The 22566-nt window shown below is 60.6% G+C and carries 22 protein-coding genes; 10 read left to right on the top strand and 12 right to left on the bottom strand.

Annotated elements, in window-relative coordinates; all coding sequences use genetic code 11:
• Positions 1-148: 148 nt before the first annotated feature.
• The 3 genes from STARVERO_RS20260 to STARVERO_RS20250 all read left to right on the top strand — a co-directional run bounded on the left by STARVERO_RS20260 (position 149) and on the right by STARVERO_RS20250 (position 4653).
• On the top strand, positions 149-1864 hold the full coding sequence (locus STARVERO_RS20260; RefSeq protein ID WP_244616842.1) for a DNA methyltransferase: 1716 nt from the start codon (positions 149-151) through the stop codon (positions 1862-1864).
• Between the two features lie 282 nt (positions 1865-2146).
• Positions 2147-3013 carry a type I restriction endonuclease gene (locus tag STARVERO_RS20255; RefSeq protein WP_159601124.1) on the top strand — a complete coding sequence of 289 codons (867 nt, stop codon included), beginning with the start codon at positions 2147-2149 and terminating at the stop codon, positions 3011-3013.
• 32 nt (positions 3014-3045) lie between these two features.
• On the top strand, positions 3046-4653 hold the full coding sequence (locus STARVERO_RS20250; RefSeq protein WP_159601122.1) for a hypothetical protein: 1608 nt from the start codon (positions 3046-3048) through the stop codon (positions 4651-4653).
• A gap of 727 nt (positions 4654-5380) precedes the next feature.
• On the opposite strand, the gene STARVERO_RS20245 is transcribed toward STARVERO_RS20250, so the two are convergent.
• Positions 5381-5821, bottom strand: a complete 441-nt coding sequence (locus STARVERO_RS20245) for an immunity 22 family protein (protein ID WP_200837872.1) — start codon at positions 5819-5821, stop codon at positions 5381-5383.
• 280 nt (positions 5822-6101) lie between these two features.
• Positions 6102-6923, bottom strand: coding sequence for an SEL1-like repeat protein (locus STARVERO_RS20240; protein WP_159601120.1), 822 nt, complete (start codon positions 6921-6923; stop codon positions 6102-6104).
• A gap of 279 nt (positions 6924-7202) precedes the next feature.
• Between STARVERO_RS20240 and STARVERO_RS20235 the strand changes: the two genes are divergently transcribed.
• A complete protein-coding gene (locus tag STARVERO_RS20235; RefSeq protein WP_159601118.1) occupies positions 7203-7661 on the top strand; it encodes a cytochrome C5 in 459 nt (152 codons plus the stop codon).
• A 154-nt stretch (positions 7662-7815) separates the two neighbouring features.
• On the opposite strand, the gene STARVERO_RS20230 is transcribed toward STARVERO_RS20235, so the two are convergent.
• Together STARVERO_RS20230 and STARVERO_RS20225 are read right to left on the bottom strand one after the other, a co-directional pair.
• Positions 7816-8130: a hypothetical protein gene (locus STARVERO_RS20230; RefSeq protein ID WP_159601116.1), complete on the bottom strand. Its 315-nt coding sequence runs from the start codon at positions 8128-8130 to the stop codon at positions 7816-7818.
• Positions 8131-8225: 95 nt separating this feature from the next.
• Complete coding sequence (locus tag STARVERO_RS20225) at positions 8226-9836, bottom strand: DUF1254 domain-containing protein (RefSeq protein ID WP_159601114.1); 1611 nt, start codon at positions 9834-9836, stop codon at positions 8226-8228.
• Positions 9837-10144: 308 nt separating this feature from the next.
• On the opposite strand from STARVERO_RS20225, the gene STARVERO_RS20220 reads away from it, so the two are divergent.
• A complete protein-coding gene (locus tag STARVERO_RS20220) occupies positions 10145-11161 on the top strand; it encodes an AraC family transcriptional regulator (protein ID WP_159601112.1) in 1017 nt (338 codons plus the stop codon).
• Positions 11162-11546: 385 nt separating this feature from the next.
• Here STARVERO_RS20220 and STARVERO_RS20215 read toward each other — a convergent pair whose 3' ends face one another.
• Positions 11547-12869 (bottom strand): MFS transporter, encoded by a 1323-nt coding sequence (locus tag STARVERO_RS20215; RefSeq protein WP_159601110.1) that lies wholly within the window; start codon positions 12867-12869, stop codon positions 11547-11549.
• A 295-nt stretch (positions 12870-13164) separates the two neighbouring features.
• Entirely contained in the window at positions 13165-13824 is a 660-nt protein-coding gene (locus STARVERO_RS20210) for a recombinase family protein (RefSeq protein WP_159601108.1), read from the bottom strand.
• Between the two features lie 160 nt (positions 13825-13984).
• Between STARVERO_RS20210 and STARVERO_RS20205 the strand changes: the two genes are divergently transcribed.
• The gene (locus STARVERO_RS20205) at positions 13985-16795 is read left to right on the top strand and encodes a winged helix-turn-helix domain-containing protein (RefSeq protein WP_159601106.1); all 2811 of its coding nucleotides are present in this window, start codon (positions 13985-13987) and stop codon (positions 16793-16795) included.
• Positions 16796-16921: 126 nt separating this feature from the next.
• Here STARVERO_RS20205 and STARVERO_RS20200 read toward each other — a convergent pair whose 3' ends face one another.
• Genes STARVERO_RS20200 through STARVERO_RS23860 form a run of 3 tightly spaced genes read right to left on the bottom strand, consistent with a single transcriptional unit; the run spans position 16922 to position 17485 of the window.
• Positions 16922-17074 carry a hypothetical protein gene (locus STARVERO_RS20200; RefSeq protein ID WP_159601104.1) on the bottom strand — a complete coding sequence of 51 codons (153 nt, stop codon included), beginning with the start codon at positions 17072-17074 and terminating at the stop codon, positions 16922-16924.
• Positions 17075-17079: 5 nt separating this feature from the next.
• Positions 17080-17211 (bottom strand): hypothetical protein, encoded by a 132-nt coding sequence (locus STARVERO_RS23755; protein ID WP_280178145.1) that lies wholly within the window; start codon positions 17209-17211, stop codon positions 17080-17082.
• Between the two features lies 1 nt (position 17212).
• On the bottom strand, positions 17213-17485 hold the full coding sequence (locus STARVERO_RS23860; protein WP_159597810.1) for a helix-turn-helix domain-containing protein: 273 nt from the start codon (positions 17483-17485) through the stop codon (positions 17213-17215).
• A gap of 202 nt (positions 17486-17687) precedes the next feature.
• On the opposite strand from STARVERO_RS23860, the gene STARVERO_RS20190 reads away from it, so the two are divergent.
• From STARVERO_RS20190 to STARVERO_RS20180, 3 genes are all read left to right on the top strand, one after another.
• A complete protein-coding gene (locus tag STARVERO_RS20190; RefSeq protein ID WP_159601102.1) occupies positions 17688-18197 on the top strand; it encodes a helix-turn-helix domain-containing protein in 510 nt (169 codons plus the stop codon).
• 99 nt (positions 18198-18296) lie between these two features.
• Positions 18297-18698, top strand: a complete 402-nt coding sequence (locus tag STARVERO_RS20185; protein ID WP_159601100.1) for a hypothetical protein — start codon at positions 18297-18299, stop codon at positions 18696-18698.
• Positions 18699-18896: 198 nt separating this feature from the next.
• A complete protein-coding gene (locus STARVERO_RS20180; RefSeq protein WP_159601098.1) occupies positions 18897-19298 on the top strand; it encodes a TetR/AcrR family transcriptional regulator C-terminal domain-containing protein in 402 nt (133 codons plus the stop codon).
• On the opposite strand, the gene STARVERO_RS20175 is transcribed toward STARVERO_RS20180, so the two are convergent.
• Genes STARVERO_RS20175 through STARVERO_RS20165 form a run of 3 tightly spaced genes read right to left on the bottom strand, consistent with a single transcriptional unit; the run spans position 19238 to position 21961 of the window.
• A complete protein-coding gene (locus STARVERO_RS20175; RefSeq protein WP_159601096.1) occupies positions 19238-20110 on the bottom strand; it encodes an NAD-dependent epimerase/dehydratase family protein in 873 nt (290 codons plus the stop codon). The genes STARVERO_RS20180 and STARVERO_RS20175 overlap by 61 nt on opposite strands.
• Before the next feature lie 10 nt (positions 20111-20120).
• The gene (queG, locus tag STARVERO_RS20170; RefSeq protein ID WP_159601094.1) at positions 20121-21296 is read right to left on the bottom strand and encodes a tRNA epoxyqueuosine(34) reductase QueG; all 1176 of its coding nucleotides are present in this window, start codon (positions 21294-21296) and stop codon (positions 20121-20123) included.
• Positions 21272-21961: a glutathione S-transferase family protein gene (locus tag STARVERO_RS20165; RefSeq protein ID WP_144341553.1), complete on the bottom strand. Its 690-nt coding sequence runs from the start codon at positions 21959-21961 to the stop codon at positions 21272-21274. Before STARVERO_RS20165 ends, queG begins: the two co-directional genes overlap by 25 nt.
• 177 nt (positions 21962-22138) lie before the next feature.
• Here STARVERO_RS20165 and STARVERO_RS20160 point away from each other — a divergent pair, with 177 nt between their 5' ends.
• Positions 22139-22525, top strand: coding sequence for a VOC family protein (locus STARVERO_RS20160; RefSeq protein WP_159601092.1), 387 nt, complete (start codon positions 22139-22141; stop codon positions 22523-22525).
• Positions 22526-22566 lie beyond the last annotated feature (41 nt).

The following is a 22566-nucleotide window of genomic DNA, read 5'->3' as shown; positions in this document are numbered from 1 at the left end:
CTACGCTCCAAGGGATTGGCTAACGAGCCAATAACCACCTTTGTTGAGTCGCACTTAACTGCAACCCGAGATTATCCACAGGCTGTGGACAAGACGACCGCTCGGGGACGAAGCCGTGAATCGATTATATTTCGGGGACAACCTCGACGTGCTCCAAGAGTATGTCGAAGATCGAAGTGTGGATCTCATTTACCTCGACCCGCCGTTTAATAGTCAGGCTCACTACAATGTGCTGTTCACGAGCCCCCGCGAGAATATCTCTTCGGCACAGGTAGAGGCATTTAGGGACACTTGGGCGTGGGGTGTTGAAGCCGAATTTTCATATGCCGCCGTAATGCGAACCGGTGGCGCGGCAGCCAATATCATCGATGCCCTGCGCGCCACGTTCCACGAAAGCGACATGATGGCCTACCTAGTCATGATGGCCGCGCGCCTTGTGCAGTTGAAGACCAAGCTCAAACCTAATGGCTCGATATATCTCCACTGCGATCCCACGGCCAGCCACTACCTGAAGATCGTAATGGACGCGATTTTTGGAGGTGCGCACTTTCAGAACGAGATTGTTTGGAAGCGGACAGCGGCTCACGGAGGCGCGTCCCGCTGGGGACCGGTCCACGACACGATCTTGTTCTACAGCGCCTCCGCCGATTACGTCTGGACGCGACCCGTCCAAGCTCTTGATGAGAGCTACATTTCCGGCAAATATCGTTTCAAGGACGATCGCGGATCATACCGGCTTGTCGTTCTAACGGGACCAGGTGTTCGCACGGGCGCCTCCGGACGGCCCTGGCAGGGATATCATCCAACTCTGGCGGGACGCCACTGGGCGGTCCCCAAGAAAGCACTGGAGGTATTGGCCGAACAAGGCATCCCCTTGCCGAGTGACTTACATGCGCAGCTCGATCTACTTTATGAGCATGGTTTCATCCGCTTCCCTCAGAAGCGGGACGGCAGCCAGGGTGTTCCGGAATTCAAGCTCTACCGACCTCCGGGACAACCGGTGCAAGATGTCATCACTGATATTTTTCCGCTGAACTCTCAAGCCAAAGAACGAATTGGCTATCCTACGCAAAAGCCCTTGTCGCTGCTTGATCGCATCATTCGCGCATCGACGTTGCCGGGTGCCGTAGTTCTGGACCCGTTCTGCGGCTGCGGGACTACCATTGAGGCAGCCGAGAACGCGGGCCGCCAGTGGATTGGGATAGATATTGCGGTTCACGCCATCAAGGTCATTGAAAACCGCTTGGCTAAGCGGGATGGCGGCGCGCCGCTATACCGGATAGAGGGGATGCCTCGTGATTTTGCCTCGGCGGTAAAATTGGCCGAGCGGGACAAGTACCAGTTCCAATGGTGGGCCAACTACCTGTTCAACCCGCACGCTCTGCGTGAGCAAAAGAAGGGAGCGGATCGAGGCATCGACGGGGAACTGTTCTTCCCGAACGGCCCTGGACGCCCCTGGGGGCGTATGCTCACCTCGGTGAAAGGCGGCCACACAGGCCCAAACGACGTGCGCGCGTTCGCGAGAGTACTTGAGCGGGAGCGTGCCCAAATGGGCTTATTCATCACCCTCTTCCACCCGACCCGTGAAATGGCCCGAGAAGCGGCTTCAGTCGGGCTTGCGGATGTGGTGCATGCCGACATTCCAAAGCTTCAGATCGTCTCAATCGAGGATTGGTTCGCAGGCAAGCGCCCGATGTTGCCCCCGTTGGAACACCTGCCGTCAGTGGCGTTCGCGGGGCGGCGGCCACGGGCGACCCCGACGTTGCCTGTGCAGCCGGAACTTCCTTTCTCGTTTATCGGAGGCCGCGAAGACAAGGGCGTCGTGCGCCATTTCAATCCCGGAATGGTTTCAGGGGTGGCGTAGGGGCCATCACGGCAATTCAGGCCAAGGCGGATCGGCTGCGGCGTCGCGAAGAGGGCGGTGACTGGGGCTGTCGGGCTTGGACAGCGTTCGAAGCCAATTCGCAGAGAGATCTGGCTACTACAGCAAAGCCGTCACCCGCTCTACATCGTAAATGCGTTGCGCCAACAGCAGAAGTTTACGTCGAGCGGCGGAGGGGACTTGCCACAGGCCGATCGGACCGCTTCACTTGCTTAACCAGAGGGCGTGAGCAGTGCCCCTGAACATGCGGTGGGGCAGGCGCAAGTGAGCGAACAGATTGTACAGCGCTGCAATGCGCTCATCTTCGAATATCGGGGGCGCAACCTCAACGAGGCGGATACGCGGCACAAGCTAATTGACTTCGTGCTGCACGACGTTCTGGCTTGGCCGAAAAACCGCGTGAGTCTCGAGGAACACATTAGCCCAGGCTATGCAGACTATATCCTGCGAAAGGGAGACGACGACCCGATTATCGTGGTGGAGGCCAAGAAGGAGGGCGTGTATTTCGAGCTTCCCCACGCGTTCAAGCCAGGCGAGCTTTCGGCGTACATCTCCCTCTCCAAGCTCCTTTCGGACAAAAACATCTCGGACGCTGCAAGGCAGGCCAGGCGGTACTGTCAAGACATCGGCTGCGAGTTCGCCTGCATCACCAACGGTCGCGAATGGATATTTTTCAAGACCTTCGAGCGCGGCAAACGCTGGGAATCCCTAAACGCCTTCGTTGCCCGCGAGATGTCTTTCTTCTCGACCGAATACACGAAGGCCTATAACACCCTTTCGTACAACGCGATTACAAGCAAGCTGTCCCTCCCCGCCCTCCTAACCAGTGGCGCGCAGAAAGATCGGAATATCTATTACGCTAAGGATCGCATTCCCTCCTATTCCCATGCAATTACCGCGAATAAACTGGCCAAGACCCTGCGGCCGATCGTGAACCACTACTTCGGGGTGATCGGGGACAACGACGTGGAGTTTATGGACCGGTGCTATGTCTCGCACCGGGATTACCATCATAGCTTCGACGGGATGCGTACGCTTATAGAAGACTCACTGACTCCCTATTTCGCCGATTACGGCGTCCAACAACTGGACGACACGGGAAAGGGGGGGGGCGGCTGGGCGGGCGGCTGACCAAGAATATCAAGAAGGGGCGGAAGGGGGAGGTGCTCGTACTCTTCGGCGGCAAGGGGGCCGGCAAGTCGACCTTTGTTAAGCGGCTGCTGCACCACAACCCGCCTCGGTGGCTTAAGGATCATGCGGTCATAGCCATAATTGACCTGCTCCACACCCCGGAAGAGCTGAGCGTCATCCGGCAGACAATCTGGAGCACGCTGGTCCGGAGCCTGGACGTCGAGAACTTCCTGAGTGCCGACCGCGCTGTGCTGCTCGAAAAGCTGTTCCATGATCGGTTCGAGGTCGCCAACCGCCAGCAGCTCGCGGGCTTGGCAAAGGCATCCGAAAACTACAACTCAAAGCTCAACGAACTCGTCGAACAGTGGAAGGTTGACCTCCCCTACTGTGCGAAGCGCCTCGTCGAGTACTGGAAATCTCAAGACTCCGGTATCATCGTTGTTGTGGATAACACTGACCAATATTCCGGCGAGATACAGGACTTTTGCTTCTCGTCCGCGCAAGAGATCGCCGACGAGCTGGAATGCGTAACGCTCATCTCGATGCGGGAGGAGCGGTTCTACAATTCTAAGATACACGGTCTTCTGGATGCCTTCCAGAACGCCGGCTTCCACATCAGTTCGCCGAAGCCAGCGGAGGTGTTCAAAAAGCGCCTTGAGTACACTGCCGACATCCTGACATCCCCCAAGACCCGCCAAGAGATCGACGACGCCGGCGACATCGCACTCATGGACGAGTGTGCCCAGTATCTCCGTATTGTCTGTCGGGAGTTCAACAACGACCGATCGCCGCTGAACAGCTTCCTCACGGCGTGTGCGCACGGCGACACGCGCTTGTCGCTCGACCTCTTCAGGAGCTTCCTGCTGTCGGGCTACACGAACGTCGAGGAGATGCTGAGCGCCGGTCAGTGGAACTTCCTCATCCACCAGGTGATCAAGCCGGTGATGACCCCCACGAGGTATTTTTATGACGAACTGCTCAGTGACATTCCCAACATTTACCAGCTGCGCAACGCTCGGCATGGGTCGCACTTTACGTCACTGAGGATATTGAGGAAGCTATCGAAGAGTTTCGACAACGGCGTGGCTTCCTACGTACCAATCGCGGCTCTAAAAGCGTATTTTTCTGAAACATTCAATATGCTTGAAGATTTTACTAGCAACGTAGATATTCTCCTTAAGCATGGATTCATAGAGTCAAACAATCGAATCGATCACTATGCGGACGAGGTCGATAGCCTTAAGATTACTGGATACGGGCTATATATATACCGAGAGTTGGCCTATATATTCGCTTATTTGGATTTGGTGTGCGTGGATACCGGAGTATTCGACGAGGGCGTAGCCAATCTGCTCGTGCAAGCTGCGAATAAGGAGTATGCCCAGTTCGAAAAAGCTGACCGCCTCGGCCGCATCAAGACGCGCCTTGATCGAGTTGACCATTTCATAAGATACCTCCAGGCCGAAGAGGCGGCGGAGCGTGAGCGCTATTCGCTCGGGATGGCTGACGAGGAGATGTTTACATACCGCTGCGTCCAGAGCTTTGCGACTGAAAGCAAGCGCGTGATGGAAAGCGCTCAGAAGCAGGGCACTAGGCGACGTGGAAAGACCACTCCGCCGGAACGACCGACCATGCGATAGGCCAACATCGCCAAGGCGCTCTGTGGGCAAGCAACCGCTCTCAAGATCAGAAAGGAGTCAGCTGCAGATACGCTGGATTTTCATCCCAGCATCTATGGGGCGGCCCCTTTGAGAGTCCCCAATGGGTCAGTTTCTGCCTCGGTCACTCATCGGCGATAGGTCCGCTTTTCGTTTGAGGTCCCCAATAGCGGACAGTCTGCCACCGGCCCCATACCGGACGTTCAGACAGGCACTTAGCAAGGGTCTGGTTCTGGCGCGCTCCGGAACCATTTCCCATACGGCTCCTGCACGGTCGAAGCCTCCGGCGCGGCGCCTGGTGACACGCCAAGTGAGCTCACCAAGTCGCTGATTGCATCCGGGAGTGTCTCGTCGCCGGCCTGCTCATGCGCGCCACTTGTCAGTGATATTTCCCGGAAATACGCCCGCTGGGCCCCGGCAGCGTCGACTTGCACATCACCCCCGATGTTCGTGTCGTTGATCATGACTTGCCGCCTTTCACGACGGCGAAGGTCGCCAGGAGCTCATCCGGCGGTCGGTGCCGAGGCCAGTCCGGCAGGCGCGCCTAGCCGCCTTGCCGATAGCGAGGGTTTCTCGGCGATGGCGGCAATCCGAAGAGCCTCCTAGCGAACTCGGCCAATTCGATCTCCGGGCCAGAGCAGGCGGCAAGGCGTGCGAGCCGCTCGACATCGAGCTAGCCGTGATCTGATAAATCAAGCTGGCCGGTGGCTCAGCCTTTTCGTGAGGACGATCGCCGCGGCTTCTTCTGGGCCTCCTCGGCAAAGAGCCCGATATAGGGAAGCCCGTTGAATAGCCCGGCGGGATTCGGGATCTCCTGCGTCGGATCCGCGTATACGAACATGGCGTTGGCCCGGGGAATGCCGCGATCGGCGCAGGTGGCGAGGATGGCTTGTGCAGAATCTTCCGACCGCAATGCGCTCATCGCCACGATCTGCTCGACCGGGACCGGCTCTTCCAGCCAGATCACCAGCAACAGATCCTCGTCGTACAGGAACTTCTGGCCAAGGTCCTGGCAAAAGCCGCAGCCCGTAACGTCATGGTCGGCGGCTTCGATGTCCTCGACGTCGAGCTCCGAATAGTTCGCGGCATTGTCGAAATATGCTCCGAACTGCGCTTCATCCAGCGCGGTCGTGCCGATCCAGAAATGCAACGCCGAAAAAGGCGCGGGCTCGAGCAGCGGACTATATTGTTCGACCCAGTCGAAGAGCGTGCCGGGGCGCAGGCTATGCCGCTTCTCCAGCTCGGGGAATCCGCCTGGGGGCGTGCGGTTCAGCGCCTCGTCGACAAGCTGCCGCCGGAACGCTTCTGAATGGTGAACCTTCTTAATCTGTCAACTCCTCGAACGGTGAGCAGGAGCGGCAAGGCTTAGCCAAACCGCTCCGCGTGGCAATTGCAAGAATCCGGGTTTGCTTCCGGTTGCCGCGTCGGCGTCATCCGTCGGACGGCGGATTCTCCGTGGCAGTGCGGAACATGCGCACGAGCGTGCGGCGCAGCTTCTGCCGCTGCTCGAACTGGACGCTCATGCCCGGGTCCGTCACGGCGTCGCAGGTCCCGGGGAACGGGCTCCGCTCCAGCTGCTCCACGCAGCGGGCGGGCCAGCTCGCCGATGCCGCGATCGCTCGGCGGTACCTATCACGCGCTTTGGTGCACAGCGCTGGCATGTCGTCGGTACAGCCCATCGCGTAGGCCAGATAGGCGATATAGTCGCGCTGCCATGCCGTGTCCGAAAGCCCCATGTCGTCAGCGGTGGGGAGGCTTTCGGCCAGGATCTCGCAGCCGTTTCCATCGATGAACGGTTCGGCATTATGCAGGAAGCAGGAGCGTGACAGGGGTCGGAACGCCAGATCGACCTGCGGCTCCGCTGTCAGACCGTTGCGATAGATGATGCCCAGATATTTGCAGGCATAGGGGCCTATCCCGGCATCATCGGAGTCGCAGACCAGGGCCATCCGATCCTTTGCGAGGCCGTAGTTCCGACGGGCGGGATCTAGGAAATAGATCTTGCCGGCCTCGTAACAGCCGCCCATCTGAAAACCAGCCGCGCAGGAGCGTTCATAATTCGCCAGGGCAGCGGCAGCATCGTTCCGCTTTTCGGCCGCGACGCCGGCGCTCCAGCAACTGTCGACGTTGCCATCCTTGACGCAGGCTGGCGGGGATGGGTCTTGCGCCGCAGGCTGCGCGTGGACGGCTCCGCTGCTGGAAGCGATCACCCCGGTTATCACCATCACCAAAGCAAGCAGTAACGATCTCATTTTTCTCTCGGTTGATGGCACGGTTGATCGCCGGCTACCGGAATTATTGCCCTGTGGTCGCTTTATACAGGAGATGGTTTCGCCGAATCGCAAATCTCCCAGCGCTGCCAATCCTTGTATGGCCGATCTCAGGGAACAGGCCAACGGATGGAGAGGCGGCGGGCACACCTCATCCGATGCAGAGATGGCGTCGAATCGACAACTCGACCACGTCCAACGGCTCTTATAGAGGAGCCTGCTGCCGGAGGACTCGGCAGAAACAACGCGGGTCAGGTAGCGATGGGACCGATCGAACAACTTCGAGATGCGATCGCTGCCAGCAAAGTTGTGCTCGGTCCGCAGATTGGCGACGGTTTTGTCTTCGGTACGGCGCGCCTTTTGGCAGCTGGCGCTCATGTCAATGTCAACGTGGACCCTGAACTGGAAGACAGGCCGGGAATAGATGCCGGAGCGCTCGTTGCTGCCATCGAACGGATTCTTGAGGTGAGCCCCGAAGCCTGGCGGCGGATCATCGATGGCATCGCCGAAGAGATCGAGAGCGCTGTCGGAGACGAAAATGTGATCGAGACCACGGATCTGCGTGACGATTTGGCCGTTCGTTCAGTGGTCGTTTTTGCTGACGCCACTCTCCTATCCTTTGGAGCCCCGATGCAGTTTCCTGACAGTTGGATCCGCGTGCAATTGGATGAGGACTTCGAGGTGGAGGATGTCTCCATCGATCCTAAAGATGAGGATTGAGACCATTGAATCCGCTGCTGAGCATCATCTGAGGCTACAAAGCCGGAGTTCTGCCTATGCTCCGGGGATCGAGGTGCTGACGGATGTCGACGCCGCGTTGGCGCTGATCGCGTCTCAGTTCAGCGGATCGTGGCGCGTGAAATGGGGAATCGGCTCAATGACTCCCACGTTCGGTGTGGTCATCGTCCCACTCGGTCAGTGCGCGGCAGGCAGACGCATAGTCGCCGGTTTGCCGCGCCTGCTTTTGTAAACGCGCAATCAAGGCACGTTCTTCGTCAACCGTCGGCATTTCGCCAGGTGCCCATGCCTGACCAGCGGCCAGATCCCGTCTAACGCGGGCTTCGAACTCTGTCTGATCGCAGCGGGAGGTGAGCAGTATCGATGCCAGCATAGGCAATGGCCGATATGCGGCATAGGCCAGCCCGACAAGCAGGCCGGCGAATAGGCACAGCTTGAGCTTTCTGCCCACTGTCACGCTCCCCATCCTCCGTCAGAAGTTCTCCATAAGGCCTTCGGATTCATATCTATCGTTCGGCTTCTTTGGGCAACGGCAGGAGCACCGGTTCATTCGACCGCTTCGATCTCGCTCGGACGCCAGCTCTTGTCGAAGAAGGACGGGAGCGGGCTGTAGAGGCGCAGGATCGTGAACCAGCCCTTCCTGGGATCGGTCTGGATCCAGTTGCCGCGCGCGACATCTTTCGGCTGGATGGGACCGAAATAGATCGTGGTCGCGCCGTCGCTGGCGGCTTCTGCCGCAGGCGACGGGTAGCTCTGGCTGCCGGCACGCGGATATTTCTGCGGGGTCTGCAGCATCGAGCGCGTCTGGTTGTCGTAGAGCGTGAAGGACCAGAACGCCGCCGCCGGAATGCCCTTCGGCAGGGTCACTCTGTAGGTCTTCGCGCCGTCGAACGGCGTGCCGTCGGCATCGAGGAAGCCCATCAGATATTGCGAGCCAACGCCGGGGATTCGCATGATCATGCCCGGCGAGTCCAGCGTGTAGGCGTAGTAGAAGGCCGTGCGCGAATCGAGCGTACGTGCGCCGGTCGGCGGCAGGGGTTTGAAGACGCCCTTCTCGAACACCGGCGGCGGCGTCTCGAAGAAGGCGCCGCCTTCCCACAGCATGTTGCCCCAGTGCGAGCCTTCGTAATAGGCCCACTCGGGGTGGTCCAGCGCATAGCGCCAGTTGAGCGCCCGGCCGGTCGCCTGCCCGACCGCGGCAGCCTCGGACAGGATCTTCTTCATCCGCTCGTCCGGCTTGAACGGCTTGCCGTGCACGATTCCGATGGCGGCGAGCTGGCCGGCCAGTTCCACGTCATAGCTGGTGGCCGGCTCGTTCTGGACGTTCTCATTGATCAGCTCGAAGAAGCCGTAGTTGCTGGGCGGGATCGTATTGAACGAGCGGCCGGTGGCTTCGATGAATGTCGTCTCGGGGATCTTCGGCTCGCCGGCGATCCGCACGGAACCGTCGAGGGCCTGGGCGATGCTGGAGCCGAAGCTGCCCGGCTCGTATGGGTAGACCTTCATGTTGCGCTTGATGTTCTCGACTGCCGGCTTCGGGTCGTTGCCGACCAGATTGGCGCGCGAGGCATAGAGCGCGAAATTCGTCTTCGAGCGGGCGACGAAGTAGCCCCCCTCGGGCAGCGGCCCCCTATAGTCGGGACCGACGATCAGATATTTTCCACCGAGCCCGCGATCCGGCCCCGGCGCGCCGATGTCGATGATCCAGGAGAACCACATGTCGTTGATCGTGCCGATGCCACCCGAGGGCTGCTCGATCACCACCGGGCCTTTGCTGAGGTCGAGGCCGGTCATGTAGTAGACCGTGTCGGCATTGGCGGTGAGGAACAGCGACGCCGAGTCCATCAGCTCGGAGAAGATGACGACGTCGCCGGGCTTCGCGCCGATCTCCTGGAAGCCTTTGACGAGGGCGAGCGCCGAGGCCCCCCGGAAGCTGTTGTTGTAGACGTTGAGCGCGCGGGTGAAGTCCAGCGTGTCGTAGACCTTCTGTGCCGTCTCCTCCGTCGGCACCCCATCGCGGAACTCGAGCTTGCCGGCACGCGTGTCAACCGCCGCCGGAGCCGACAGGGCCCTGACGGTTTCGGCGGAAACGTCGGAGAAAGCAGGGCCTGCCGCGAGAACCAGGGCAAAGCTACTGATCAGGGTTGAGCGGATCATTGTCGGTGCCCCTTTCGCGAGCTCACTTCCAAAAGCGCTCGATGGCCAAGCCGACCGCATCTGAGCGTAGCTCCTATCACTGCCATAGACAGTTCCGGCTGGAGCCGCCAAAACTCACTCGTCTACACAAACGGCGGTCTTTACAACACAGGCCAAACTATCAGCGGGTTCATATCAGCGATTCCTGCCTTTTCCAGGCTCTGTGTTCCTCGCGCGCCGACTGGTCCCCGTTGCTACGCTAGGCGGCAGCAGCTATCGAAACCACTCATTTTGCGCCACCGTTGCCGATAACGGAGGGGACCCATCGCATGGCCAAAATCCCCGTGATTTCCAGCCATGTCCTGCAGGGCCTGCCGGCCTTCGTTCGCGACGAGATCGGGGAATCGGCTCTTCAGCGGGCCAATCGCGCCGCAGGCTTCGATGTCGAGATGATTGAGGGCCGGAACTGCTTCATTCCGCAGCAGGCGATGCTGGATTTTGCCGATGCGGCGGGGAAGGCGGCCGGCGAGCCCAACCTCGGGCTGCTGCTCGCCCCTGGCATGAATGCGGCCGGCTATGGAAGCTTCGGACGCTACGTGTTCGGCGCCGACACACTGGGACACGCGATCAAACGCAGCATCGCAGCACTTTGTTATCACAGCACGTTCGACAGCTTGTCTATCACGACAGCCGACGACGAGGCATGCTACAGCTATGCCTCTCCCTTGGTCGGCTCCAAAGGATATGCCACCGTCGCGAGCGCGGCCGCCGGCGAGCTGCTGAGCGTCTTAAGGGCCTATCTGCCTGGCAGCTGGCGCCCGCGGCGCGTCGAACTCGACATTGCGACACCCGCTCAGGCCTTCCTCTTCGAGGACGCGTTTCAGTGCCCGGTCATCTTTGATGCCCCCGCGGTGGCGATCGTCTTCGAGCGGCGTCACCTAAGGGCGGCAGCTGGACATAGCTCCCGATCGGTGATGACGATCGAGGATGTCGCGCGCGACCGGCCCGATGGCGCGCCACGAAGCCTGCTCGCCATTACCATCGAGCAGATCCGTACCCAGGCGCTGACCGGCAGCGTGTCGATCGACGATATCGCGCGATCGATGGACACCAGCGTTCGCACGCTGCAGCGGGAGCTTCAACGCGCCGGCACGGATTTTCGCAGCCTCACGACGACCATGAGAATCCAGCGGGCGACCGAACTGCTGCGGGACGCTGGCGGCTCGATCACACGCATTTCGGCAGAGCTCGGATACTCCTCTCCCGCCGGCTTTGCGCGTGCCTTCCGAAAGGCAACCGGCCTTGGACCGCGGGAATTTCGCGCGAACAGGCTGCGCGGCAGCTGAAAGCTCGCCGCGGATACGAGCGACCGGAAGCTGATATCCAGTGAGGTGGGAATCCAACTTCCGAAGCTGAATGCCCGCTTCGTGGCGGCCACCGGGTGTCTGCAGTCGGCGCATCTCTGCCCTGACGCCGACGGGACCGAAGAGCGTGAATTGCGGACGATTTCAGAGCAGGCCGAACTCTGATATCGGCCGACCCGGTGTTTCATCCGGGCGCTCCACTGGCCCAAATTCTGGGAGCTCCTCGATGGCAACCATCCCATCTTGTTCCGGCCCGTCTCTCTAAAGTAACCACAGATCAGAGCTTGGCTTTGTCTCCAAGGGGGCATCATATCGCCTGGAAATGGCTATGTCGGCTTTCTCATGGTTTGGCTCGGAACCGGGCAGTCTACCCCTTCGCGATATCCTTGCCTCTGGTTTCCGGCAGCAGGAACCACAAGACGAAGAAGCAGATGATGGAGATGAGCGCCAGATACCACCCCGGCGCATTTGCATCACCAGTCATATATACAAGACCTGCACCGATAAGAGGACTCGGCCCTGCAAGAAGGGCTAAAGCTAGATTGTGGCCGATAGCAGCACCTGACGAGCGAATTGAAGCTGGAAACACTTCGACCAGAAGGATCACATTCATGACCGCCTCCATCGCTACAAGTATTCCGAGCATGGTCAACGCAATTAGTATCAGTGAAATGTTAGACGTATTCAGTATCAGGAATAACGGATAGCCAAATAGGCTTAAGCCTGCAGCCGAAGCCAGCACGAGGGGACGACGGCCAAACGCGTCACTGAGATACCCAAAGACCGGATTTGCAGCGACGGAGATAGTCAAAGCGACAGCACAAGGCCAAAGTGCATCCACTCTACTCAAACCGACCGTCTGTGACAGATGGTTGGCAGCGTAGACGAGCAAATAGTAAAGCGAAACTCCGAAAAGCGAAGAAAACGAAAGGCTAACTGTTAGCGCGCGGACGTTGTCGCGCAACGATGCAGGGCTAAAATCTGCATTCGACCGCTTCAGCTTGATGGCATTGAATACCGGTGTTTCATCGAGTTCGCGGCGGATATAAAGACCGATTGCAGCCAACACTACGGAGGACAAAAATGGCAGACGCCAACCCCAACTGAGTATTGTATCGTCCGAAAGCGTTGCCGACAAAACGACGGCAGTCGAAGTCCCCGCAACATATGCCAGGCCCGCGGTACAGGTCACCAGACTGGCCGCAACCGCTCGATGATCAGGAGGGGCGCTTTCAACGATGAATATTCCGGCGCTGGTCCATTCGCCACCCACCATCATGCCCTGCAGAAAACGCAAGATGATAAGGAGGATCGGTGCGGCTATGCCGATTGATGCGTAGCCGGGAAGAAGCCCGATCAATGCCGTCACCAACCCCATCCCGGCAATCGTCGTAGCCAGGACAGGTTTTCGCCCATAGCGATCACCGAGCGGCCCAAATATCAGAGCCCCCAGAGGCCGAGAGACAAAGCCAACCGCGAAAACCGCAAGCGACGACAGCAAAGAAATACCTGGCTCAGCAGAAGGAAAGAACACGCGTCCAATTATTGCTGCGAAATACCCATAAATTGCAAAGTCAAACCACTCAACGAAGTTGCCGATGGCGACGGCTGCGTGGGCCTTTCGCAACTCAGCTGGTCCGTCGAGCCGGCTCCTGAAACCTGCGCTCGACTGCATATTCAATTGTGTCATTACCCTGGATCCCCAATTCGGGGAAATCCTAAGCCGCTGGAGGTCGCTTGAAAACAGTCGGGGGGCAGCTCCCACATCTTCGCTTAGACAGGTTGGGCGAGCTTTCATCCGCTGCTGACCGCGTCCGGCCCTGGTGGCAATTAACCTGAGACCCCTTTCTCCTCTGATCCGAGATCATTCCCTGGACCGTCGGAAGCTAGAGCTTTCGGCCTGCTTCACAACGGGTGGGCTGGGTGTGCCGCCGGAGTTCTGCAGCGAGATCGGCTTGTGGCCGATGGCCCCTGACGTTGCCCCCCTATTTGCCCTCGTTCATAACTGGACTCTGTTTTCGCTGTGGTCCGTTCTGGACCAGGTTGATGGTTGTGGGCGCTTTGGCGCGGATCGGTCCCGCGACATTGTCCCTGGTCTGGCAAAAGTGGCGTTGCAAAGTGCGGACCGACACACCAAGCCGCCTTGCGGTCTCGACCATCGTCAGACCTTCGCTGTAAACGTCGTGCCGCGCCCGATGAATATCCGCTTCCGTCAAGGCTCTCGGACGACCGATCAGCTTTCCCTGCGCCTTCGCCTCATTCAGACCCGCGCGTGTTCGCTCGCTAATAAGGGCGCGCTCGAACTCGGCCAATGCCGCCATAAGATGAAACATAAGCCGACCGCCTGGTGAAGAGGTGTCGATATTCTCCATGACAGACCGAAAATGGACCTGCCGCTTGCCGAGTTGGTCGATGAGCTGAACCAGAGCCGAAAGCGATCGTCCGAGCCGGTCGAGCCGCCACACGACAAGCGTGCCTCCCGGCCTCAGGCTTTTCAAGGCACCCTCTAAACCTTCCCTATCAAAGCTGCTGCCGGACCGGCCTTGATCCTTGTATATTTGATGACATCCCGCAACTTTCAGTGCGCTTAACTGCAGATCAAGTTTCTGCTCGTCGGTCGAAACACGTGCATATCCCACGATCATCGCCAAATCTCGTCGGATTATTTGAGAAACCCGCCTCTCTTGCTTCCGCTTTTAGAGTGGTGTCTGATTCCCAAGCGTTTGGAATTGAGCAGGTCCGAAATATAAGATCGGGTGGCGGGGCGTCACCACCCAGAGGGGTGGTGGTGAGCCGCAAAACGGGGTGGTCGGACGACCATGGGCAAAAATACTGGCGGCGGAAAAGGTGATATCTACAACGGGTTCGATGGGGCTGGAGCGCGGGTTCCTCGCGACGAAATTTCTTGCGCCCCGAATGCTCGACAAATTGGTCGAGCGACCAGGATTGCTGGCACAGCTGGAGTCGGCATTGGAGCGGAAGCTGACGCTGGTCCATGCGCCGGCCGGCTTTGGAAAGACGACCTTTGCTTTGTCTTGCCGGCACATCATGGAAAAGAGCGGGATATGTGTCGCGTGGCTCAATATTGATCGACTTGACGCCGACCCAGCACGTTTTTTGCGTTATGTCGTCGAGGCGGTACGGAAAGTCGAGCCCGACCTGATCCGGGATCAGGAAATTGCCTTTGAGCAAAGTGGGCCCAGCCTCATCCAAAAAATGTCGGTGGAATTTATAAATGGTCTCGCTGCCGCCGATCGCGAAATCTGTGTGGCAATCGAAGATTTGCATCTGATCGGAGAAGACGCTGCGTCCCTTGAGATTCTGTCTTTCCTGATCGAGCGATCATCTGCGAACGTTCGTTTCCTCGTGACGTCGCGCCTGCGTCCGAAGCTGCCATTGTCGCGTCTACGCGTCGCCCGGAACCTCACCTTGATCAATGCGCGCGACTTGAGGCTGGACGAAGAGGAGGCCCGATCGTTCCTGCAAAATGTGTGGGAGCTCGACGTAACATCCGAGGCAGCCACCCGTCTCTGGCGTAGTACCGATGGCTGGCTCGCAGCATTGCAGCTTGCAGCACTTTCGTTGCGCGGGGAGGCTGGGGCGGCGCATAGACTTCAGTCGACGATGACCATCGATATGGTGGACGATGTCGGGGAGTATCTTGCTGAGAACGTCTTCGACACCCTTCCCCAGGATACGCTGAATTTCCTTTTGAAGACCTCCATTCTGCAGCGGCTGTCATCTGACCTCTGCGACGCCGTGTGCGGGCGCAGCGGAAGTCAGGCGATGTTAGAGGAACTGGTCCGACAAAATCTGTTCATCCGCCCCGCCGACGATCATGGAGAATGGTTCCGTTACCATCATCTTTTCGCCGACCATCTGCAACGGCGTCTGCATCGTGACTGCCCGTCGTGGATACGGGATGTGCATCTGGCGGCATGCGGCTGGTTGGACCAGGCAGGCGATACCGAAGCGGCCGTGACGCACGCAAAGGCAGCAGGTGACCTCGAGCGTGCGATTACTATTGTCGACAAGCAAGCCATGAATCTTGCGATTGCGGGGCGATACGGCACACTGATCGGTCTCGTCAACTTATTGCCGAAAGAAGGCATCCGAAAGCGATTGTCACTTCTGCAAGCGTTGAGTTGGGCCTATTGCCTCACCCGGCGCATGGAAAAAGTGAACGACGCCCTTCGCGACATGCGAGCGATTCTCGACGAAAATCCCGACTCCCCCGAGGCGACAAAGCTTCGCGGTGAAGCACAATTGATACAGTCGATTTACAATGCCTATCTCGACAGGGTCCAAGACCTAAAATCCCACCTTTATCCCCTTATCGCGGAACCGTGGAAATATAATATACATACAGTCGCTTCGGCCTCGAACATGATATCCTTCGCCATGTTTATTGAAGGCGATTTAGACGGCGCAGTTGATATACTGGATCGCAATTTCGAATTCCATGACAGGGACCCCAGCCCTGTCGCGAAGCTGTGTGGCCTTTGTTACTTGGGATTGGCGGAACGTAGCCGCGGACGTATGGATGCTTGCCGCGTCGCCTTGGAAAAGGCGTATCAACTCGCCCTTACAGACGTTGGGAGCCGCTCGTTCGGGTCGAGGATCGCACTGGGTGTCCTGGGACTCGTGGTCTACGAAAGCGGGGATGTGGATCGCGCCGTCCAGCTGATAAACGAGAACCGCAAACTCGATATCGAAGGAGGGGTCATCGACTTCTCGATGGCTGCCTATGTGGCAGCCTTGCGGATCGCTGCGTTACGCGGACGCATCACCGATGCGTTGAATATCGTTGAAGAGGGGCTGCAGACCGCTACGTCGTTTTCGAACGAACGGCTACGCGCCACTATGATAGCCGAGAAAGTTCGCCTCTATCTGGCGCGAGGGCTCATTGACGGTGCCAAAGCCATTTTGGCCGATTATTCACCGGCGGCGTGCGACGATCGCATTGGCAGGTGGATAACTCAGATAATAGAGCCTGCTCAAGCCCGAGTGCTAGCCGCTGGTGGGCAAACCGGCGAAGCGCTGGCGATGCTTGAACATCACCTCGACCTTTGCCGACAGTCACGCCAGCGACTCTTGGAGTTTCGCATTCAACTCCAGATCGCCACAACTCTGGGAATGGCCGGCGAGCCGTCTGCCGCGCTGTCGGTGCTTACCGATGTAGTTGCATTCGCCGCTCAGCAAGGCCTGGTTCAGGATATAATTGACGAAGGGCCGGTGATGCGGACGCTCCTGGAGCGTCTCGCGAAGCAACTGCGTGCTTCGGACGACAACGCTGAAGTGCACCGTTATGTATGGGATACTCTCCGGCGGTGGCCGAGCACTCATCCGACTGCTGACCCCGGTGCTACAGCCGATTTATCAACCACGAAGGAGCGAGGGGCGGGATGGGGCGAGCAGTTCAACAACCGGGAACTGCAAATCCTCGATATCCTTGCTCGCGGCAAGTCCAATAAGGAAATTGCTCGCGCGCTGGGGCTCGATGTCAATACGATCAAATGGCACCTTAAAAACATCTATAGCAAGCTAGGCGTCAACAGCCGCATCCACGCCGTCGTGAAGGCTGGCGCAAGCGGCTTGCTTCCTTCTGACGATTAAAGTGTCGGTGATCCCGTCGCGCCTTATTTCAAAATCAGAGAAGCCCAGTGACCCGATTCGTGGCCGGTGACCTGAGACCCTAATCTCCTCCGGTCTATGGTAGAGTCCTGGGTTTCGTTTGTGGCCTCATGCGGCCTGTTTTTCCAGCGTGGATTTCATTGCGAACTCGACCGGCGCCATGTTGCCGAGTGCCGGACCGCCCTCGACCTTGGTCCAGCCGTCCCAGTACACGCACCCACTCGGGTGATCGGGGGCGAGGCGACCGATGACGTACATCATCGCGCTCACCACCGGCCGATGAGCGAAAGAATGCGGGCGATGCCGAGCAGGAGCGCGGCTATGACCAGCATTTGCGTCAACACCTCGCCCGGCTTCGGCGTGCGGCGGCGGCTACGGAGATGCGGAAGGAAAGGCATGTCAGGCGACCTCGCGCTTTTCGACATGGCAGGGCGAGGGCGATCGGCTATTCTTCGCCCTGTGTAGTTCGGTGCGCTGTTTGGGGATTCGGGCTCCGGCTGACGTCCAATGCTCTGGGAACAGGGCTTGGGGCGTTACGCCGAGCTTCGACGCCAAAGCGTTTTCGATGGGCAGCGAAGGGACACCTGCGGCGGTCGCTTGAATCGCCTGACGGGACACGCCGATTTCTGCCGAGAGAGACGCCCAGGAAGACCCGGACAGCTTGAGCTGCATGTGGATCCACGCCCGCCTCACGGCGGGATTTTTTGGGATGTCTATCGTTGCGTTCGCTACTGCCATGGCAACGAGAATGCGCTGAAAATGGCGCGTGTCAACGCCACTATCAGCGCTTCGCAAAGCGAGCGCGCGCCGACGGGCGCCGTTTTCAGCGTAAGCGCTTGGTGCGAATGATCAATTCGCCTTTGCGAAGTGGCGAATGAACATGGTGGATTCTGTTCGCGAAGAGACACCGGAGGACGCCGCGCTAGGCGAACGGCTCAAGCAGTTCCGCGAATCAGTGCCGTTGGATCAGAAGGCCATGGCTAAGCAGGTCGGCGCCGGGTTCCGCACCTATCAGGAATACGAGGCCGGACGGTCCGCTCCGAAGGTCTCAGTGCTTCGAAAACTCATGGCGATGGGCTGCGACTTGACGTGGCTATTGACCGGCGTGCGGGCCGCATCGGGGAAGCCAGAGCCCTGGGCGCACTTCTCCCCGGACGAGGAACTGCTCGGGCGTGTCACGGATATGGTGGCGAGGGCCTACAGTGATGCTGGTAGGCCACTTTCGATGGTCGACCTTGGCCGCTTAAGTGCTGAAAAGTACAAGGTAATTGTCGATGCGACGGATGATCCTGAGGAGCGATTCACGATGGTGAAGCTAACTGGCGCTCAACTGCGAAAGGATCTGATCGCCGAACAGCCTGGCTCAGGCAAACGCTCGGCCTGAGGCTGGTATGGAGCCGGGCAGATGACCACGATGCAGTAACGGTATTATGTTCGTGCGCACAGATGGACAGAATACCTACATACCCATGGACGCGGCGAAATGAACCGATCGACGAAGCACCGAATACTCCTCTTTATGGTGCTCGCTGCGCTTGCCGTCTCCTCAGGCACCGCCACAGCGGCCAGCGTGAAGGACATGGTGAAGGTGCTTCAGCGTACGGAGAAGACGGTCTTTCTTGCTGTTCAGGCCGGCGACCAGAATGAACTTCGGCGCATCCATGCAACCTACCAGCCGCAACTGGACGCCCTCCTAGGTTCGGGTGCCTCGTTCGAATGCAAGATGGCCGGGAACGCGATGCAGGGGCTGCTCGTGAGCCTTTCAATGACCCATTCTGCCCGCAAGCTCTCCGCGCTCGATCATGACGCCCGCCAGTGGACGACGAACATGGGCGCCTGTGAACGCGAACTGCGGCTTCCCTCGAAGCGCTATCTTCATCCCTAGCGCTGACATGTGATCCTTCGCGCCGCTCTGGGCGCCGCAGATCGCTGACATCTGATCCTTCGCGCGGTCATTCCTGCCCGATGCCGCCAAAACCCTTGCAGGACCGCGCTTTCCCGGCTGATCCCGGCTAATCCCGCCTAGGTCCGGTACTGACACCCGATCCTTCGCGTAACACCCGGCCATATCCGCACCGTCCGCATGGTCATCGGCGTCGCCGAGAAACTGCCGGAGATCGGCCGCGCCTATGTGCAGGCCGGCCAGGAGGCCGGGGTCAGCCGGCTGACGGAATGGCTCAGCATCAAGGATGCGCGGGGCGAACTGGCCATCAACGACGTCGAGCTGGCCGCCTGGCAGTTCATGATCGGCTGTCACGCCATGCTGGTCATGCCGATGATCTTCGGCGACGAGACCCAGCCGGATGCGGCGAGCATCGAGCGGGTCGTCAACCACGCGGTCGATTCGTTCCTCAGCGCTTTCGCCCGCCGGCGGCGCAGCACGGATGTCGTGGAGGCCACCCTGCCGGCTGAGCTCCCGGATGCTCAGCGCCCAGCCGTTTCCGCGGAAGCCGCGCCGAAAAGCGCCGCCAATCCCTCCCGATAGGTCGGGTAGAGCAGCACGCCGCCGATGAGCGCGTGCAGGCGGGCATTGCGCACCCGGCGATTATCCGCCCAGAACGACTGCGCCATCGCCGACATGTGGGTCGCCGCCCTCTCGAACGGTTCGGCCTCGGGAGCCGGCGCCCCCAGCAGTTCGGCCGCAAAACGCACCGGCGCGCAGGATGCCGAGGGCTCGTCGTCGACGACATTCACAACACCATCGAAACCCTGCGCCGCGGCGGCGAGGATCGTGGCGGCGATGTCGTCGACATGGATGCGATTGAACATCTGCCCGTCGCGTTCGATGCAGCGGGCCGTGCCGGCGGCGACGTCGAGCAGCGCGTTGCGCCCCGGCCCGTAGATGCCACCCAACCGCAGGATCGCTGCCGGTCGTCCGGCCGCGCGCCCGGTGGCACGCCATTGCGCCTCGGCATCGATGCGCCGGCGCGCCCGCGGTGCGGTCGCCCGCAGCGGCGCCTCCTCGTCGATCCAGGCCCCACCGGAATCGCCATAGACCCCGATGGTCGAGAGATAGACCAGCGCGCCCTTGCGCCCGGACTGCTCCAGCGCGGCTCCGAGCGGACCGAGAAACGGGTCGCCGTCGTCGCCCGGCGCCGCGGAGGCGAGCACGATGTCGGCCGATCGCACGGCGTCGATCAGCGCCGGCGAGGGCATGCCGTCGAACCGGACCATCTCCATGCCGGTGCAGGGCGCCCCGTCGCGGCTGGTGCCGATGCGGCGCCCGAAGGCGGCCCCGTGCAAGGCGACGAAGCGCCGGGCGCAATAACCGTAGCCAAGACAGAGCAGCGTCTTCACCGTTACGCCCTCACGACACCGGAATGGCGTGCTGCCATTCCTCCCTCACATCCGGATTGGTCTCGCCGTCATGGGCGGCGCGCAACCGTGCGAAGGCGGCCGGGGCCAGCAGCCGCGACAGCGCCCACACGGCCGCGCCGCGCACCAGCGGATGCTCGTCCGCCAACAGCCGCTCGGCCTCCGGCGCCAGCGCGGCATCTCCCGAATTGCCGATGGCGATCAGCACGTTGCGCAGGAAGCGCGGGCGCCCCGTGCGCTTGATCGGGCTCTTGGTGAAGCGCGCGCGGAAGGCCGCGTCGTCGAGCCGGGCGAGATCGGCGAGCGCGGGGGCGCGGTTCTCGTCGCGCGCCGCGAGCCGGGCCTCGTGGCCGAGCGCCGCGAACTTGTTCCACGGGCAGGCGGCGAGGCAATCGTCGCAGCCATAGATGCGGTTGCCGATCAACGGCCGCAATTCATGCGGGATCGGCCCGCGATGCTCGATGGTGAGGTAGGAAACGCAGCGCCGGGCGTCGATCCGGTAGGGAGCCGGGAAGGCGTCGGTCGGACAGGCGTCGAGGCAGGCGCGGCAGGAACCGCAATGGTCGCTTTCAGGTGCGTCCGGCGGCAAGGCGAGATCGGTGGCGATGGCGCCGAGGAAGAGCCACGCCCCCTTCTCGCGCGAGACGAGATTGGTGTGCTTGCCCTGCCAGCCGAGCCCCGCCGCCGCCGCCAGCGGCTTCTCCATCAGCGGCGCGGTATCGACGAACACCTTGACCTGCACGCGCTCCGGCCCGCCCGCGCGCGGCACGAAGCGCGAGGCGATGCGCTTGAGCTTACCCTTGATCAGCTCGTGATAATCGTCGCCGCGCGCATAGACCGAGATGGCGCCGCGCGTGCGCTGGGCCAGCACCGCCCGTGGATCCTCGTCAGGACCGTAATTGAGCCCGAGCATGAGGATGGAGGCGACCTCCGGCCACAGCCCGTCCGGCGCGGCGCGGCGTTCGGCGGTCTCGGGCATCCAGTCCATGTCGCCATGGGCGCCGTCGGCGATCCATTGACGAAGGCGCGGACCGGCATGGGGGATGGCATCGGCACGCGCAATGCCCATCGCGTCGAAGCCTTCGTCGCGGGCAAGCGCGAAAAGCAGAGCCTTGGCGGCCTCCGGGGACGGAGATCGAGGCGTCAGAAATCGAGATCCGCGTAGCACGGCGCCGGCGGCATGCCCGCCATCGTCAGCGCGAGCAGCGGCCGGAAGGCCGGACGCGACTTGATGCGCGCGTACCAGATCTTCGCTCCCTCATCCTCTTCCCACGGCACGTCGCCCAGATAGTCGACGCTGGAAATATGCGCCGCCGCGGCGAGGTCCGCATAGGACATGCGGTCGCCGGCGAGCCAGTTCCGCGCCTTCAGCAACCAGCCGATATACTGCAGATGATAGCGGATATTGGCGCGCGCGGCGCGGATGGTCGCCATGTCCGGCGGCCCGCCGCCGAGCTCGCGCGGCATGTAGCGCTTGTAGACCTTCTCGCGGACCAGCGGCTCGGAGACCTCGGCGAAGAACTTGTGGTTGAACCAGGCGGCAAGCCGGCGGACCTCGACCCGCGCCGCGCTGTCCACCGGAAGCAGCCGCCGGTCGCCCAACGCCGCGCCAGCCATCTCGTCGAGATATTCGGTGATCGTGTCGGCCCCCGGAACGACGAGACCGTCATCGTCGACCAGCACCGGGGTGGCGCCGGCGGGATCGAGCATCAGGAAGTCGGGTCGGCGTTCCCAGACCCGTTCCTCGATCAGCTCGGGCTCGATCCCCATCTCGCCGAGGGCGAGACGGACGAGGCGCGAATGGGCGCAGAAGGGATGGTGATAGAGCTGCATTGTCCGGGAGGGTTTGCGGCGCGCCGCCCGGCGGCGCCTGAAGATCGGTCTAGAAGGGTTCACGCCACATCGCAAGCCATAGCGGCGTGAACATGGCAGGTGACGCAGCCGCCAGGCACCGCCATGCGGGCGGAATTTCGCGCTATCGTAACCAACTCGTTAACGAGGGGACGCGCCATGGACAGTCAGCCGGCCCACGGGATCTTCGTCTGGAACGAACTCAACACCCGGAATATCGAGGCGGCCAAGACGTTCTACGCAACCACGCTGGGCTGGAGCTACGAGCCGATGCCGATCGAGGACGGCAGCGCGTACTGCATCATCAAGATGGGCGATACACGCGTGGGGGGCATCTTCGTGCTCGCAGGACCGGAATTCGACGGCATCCCCGACCACTGGTTCTCCTACATCGCGGTCGACGACGTCGATGCCCGTGTGGGCGCGGTGGAGAGCGCTGGCGGCACCGTTCTGCGGCCGGTCTTCGAGGTGCTGGGGGTCGGGCGCATCGGCATCGTGCGCGATTCGGTCAGCGCCGTCGCCGGCTGGATCACGCCGCGAATGTGACCGGCACGCCGCCGGAGCATACCTGCTAACCGCCCGTTTCT

Source organism: Starkeya nomas, from assembly GCF_902703545.1.
Lineage (GTDB): Bacteria > Pseudomonadota > Alphaproteobacteria > Rhizobiales > Xanthobacteraceae > Ancylobacter > Ancylobacter moscoviensis.
The sequence above is the reverse complement of the archived record's forward strand: the minus strand, read 5'-3'. Positions and strand labels throughout refer to the sequence as shown.

Coding starts and splice junctions, on each gene's coding strand:
- STARVERO_RS20220 (WP_159601112.1), top strand. CDS start 10,145: ATGGCCAAAATCCCCGTGATTTCCAGCCATGTCCTGCAGGGCCTGCCG.
- STARVERO_RS20185 (WP_159601100.1), top strand. CDS start 18,297: ATGAACCGATCGACGAAGCACCGAATACTCCTCTTTATGGTGCTCGCT.
- STARVERO_RS23755 (WP_280178145.1), bottom strand. CDS start 17,211: ATGCCTTTCCTTCCGCATCTCCGTAGCCGCCGCCGCACGCCGAAGCCG.
- STARVERO_RS20200 (WP_159601104.1), bottom strand. CDS start 17,074: ATGATGTACGTCATCGGTCGCCTCGCCCCCGATCACCCGAGTGGGTGC.
- STARVERO_RS20215 (WP_159601110.1), bottom strand. CDS start 12,869: ATGACACAATTGAATATGCAGTCGAGCGCAGGTTTCAGGAGCCGGCTC.
- STARVERO_RS20180 (WP_159601098.1), top strand. CDS start 18,897: ATGGTCATCGGCGTCGCCGAGAAACTGCCGGAGATCGGCCGCGCCTAT.
- STARVERO_RS20235 (WP_159601118.1), top strand. CDS start 7,203: ATGGGACCGATCGAACAACTTCGAGATGCGATCGCTGCCAGCAAAGTT.
- STARVERO_RS20160 (WP_159601092.1), top strand. CDS start 22,139: ATGGACAGTCAGCCGGCCCACGGGATCTTCGTCTGGAACGAACTCAAC.
- STARVERO_RS20210 (WP_159601108.1), bottom strand. CDS start 13,824: ATGATCGTGGGATATGCACGTGTTTCGACCGACGAGCAGAAACTTGAT.
- STARVERO_RS20225 (WP_159601114.1), bottom strand. CDS start 9,836: ATGATCCGCTCAACCCTGATCAGTAGCTTTGCCCTGGTTCTCGCGGCA.
- STARVERO_RS20240 (WP_159601120.1), bottom strand. CDS start 6,923: ATGAGATCGTTACTGCTTGCTTTGGTGATGGTGATAACCGGGGTGATC.
- STARVERO_RS20190 (WP_159601102.1), top strand. CDS start 17,688: ATGAACATGGTGGATTCTGTTCGCGAAGAGACACCGGAGGACGCCGCG.
- STARVERO_RS23860 (WP_159597810.1), bottom strand. CDS start 17,485: ATGCAGCTCAAGCTGTCCGGGTCTTCCTGGGCGTCTCTCTCGGCAGAA.
- STARVERO_RS20165 (WP_144341553.1), bottom strand. CDS start 21,961: ATGCAGCTCTATCACCATCCCTTCTGCGCCCATTCGCGCCTCGTCCGT.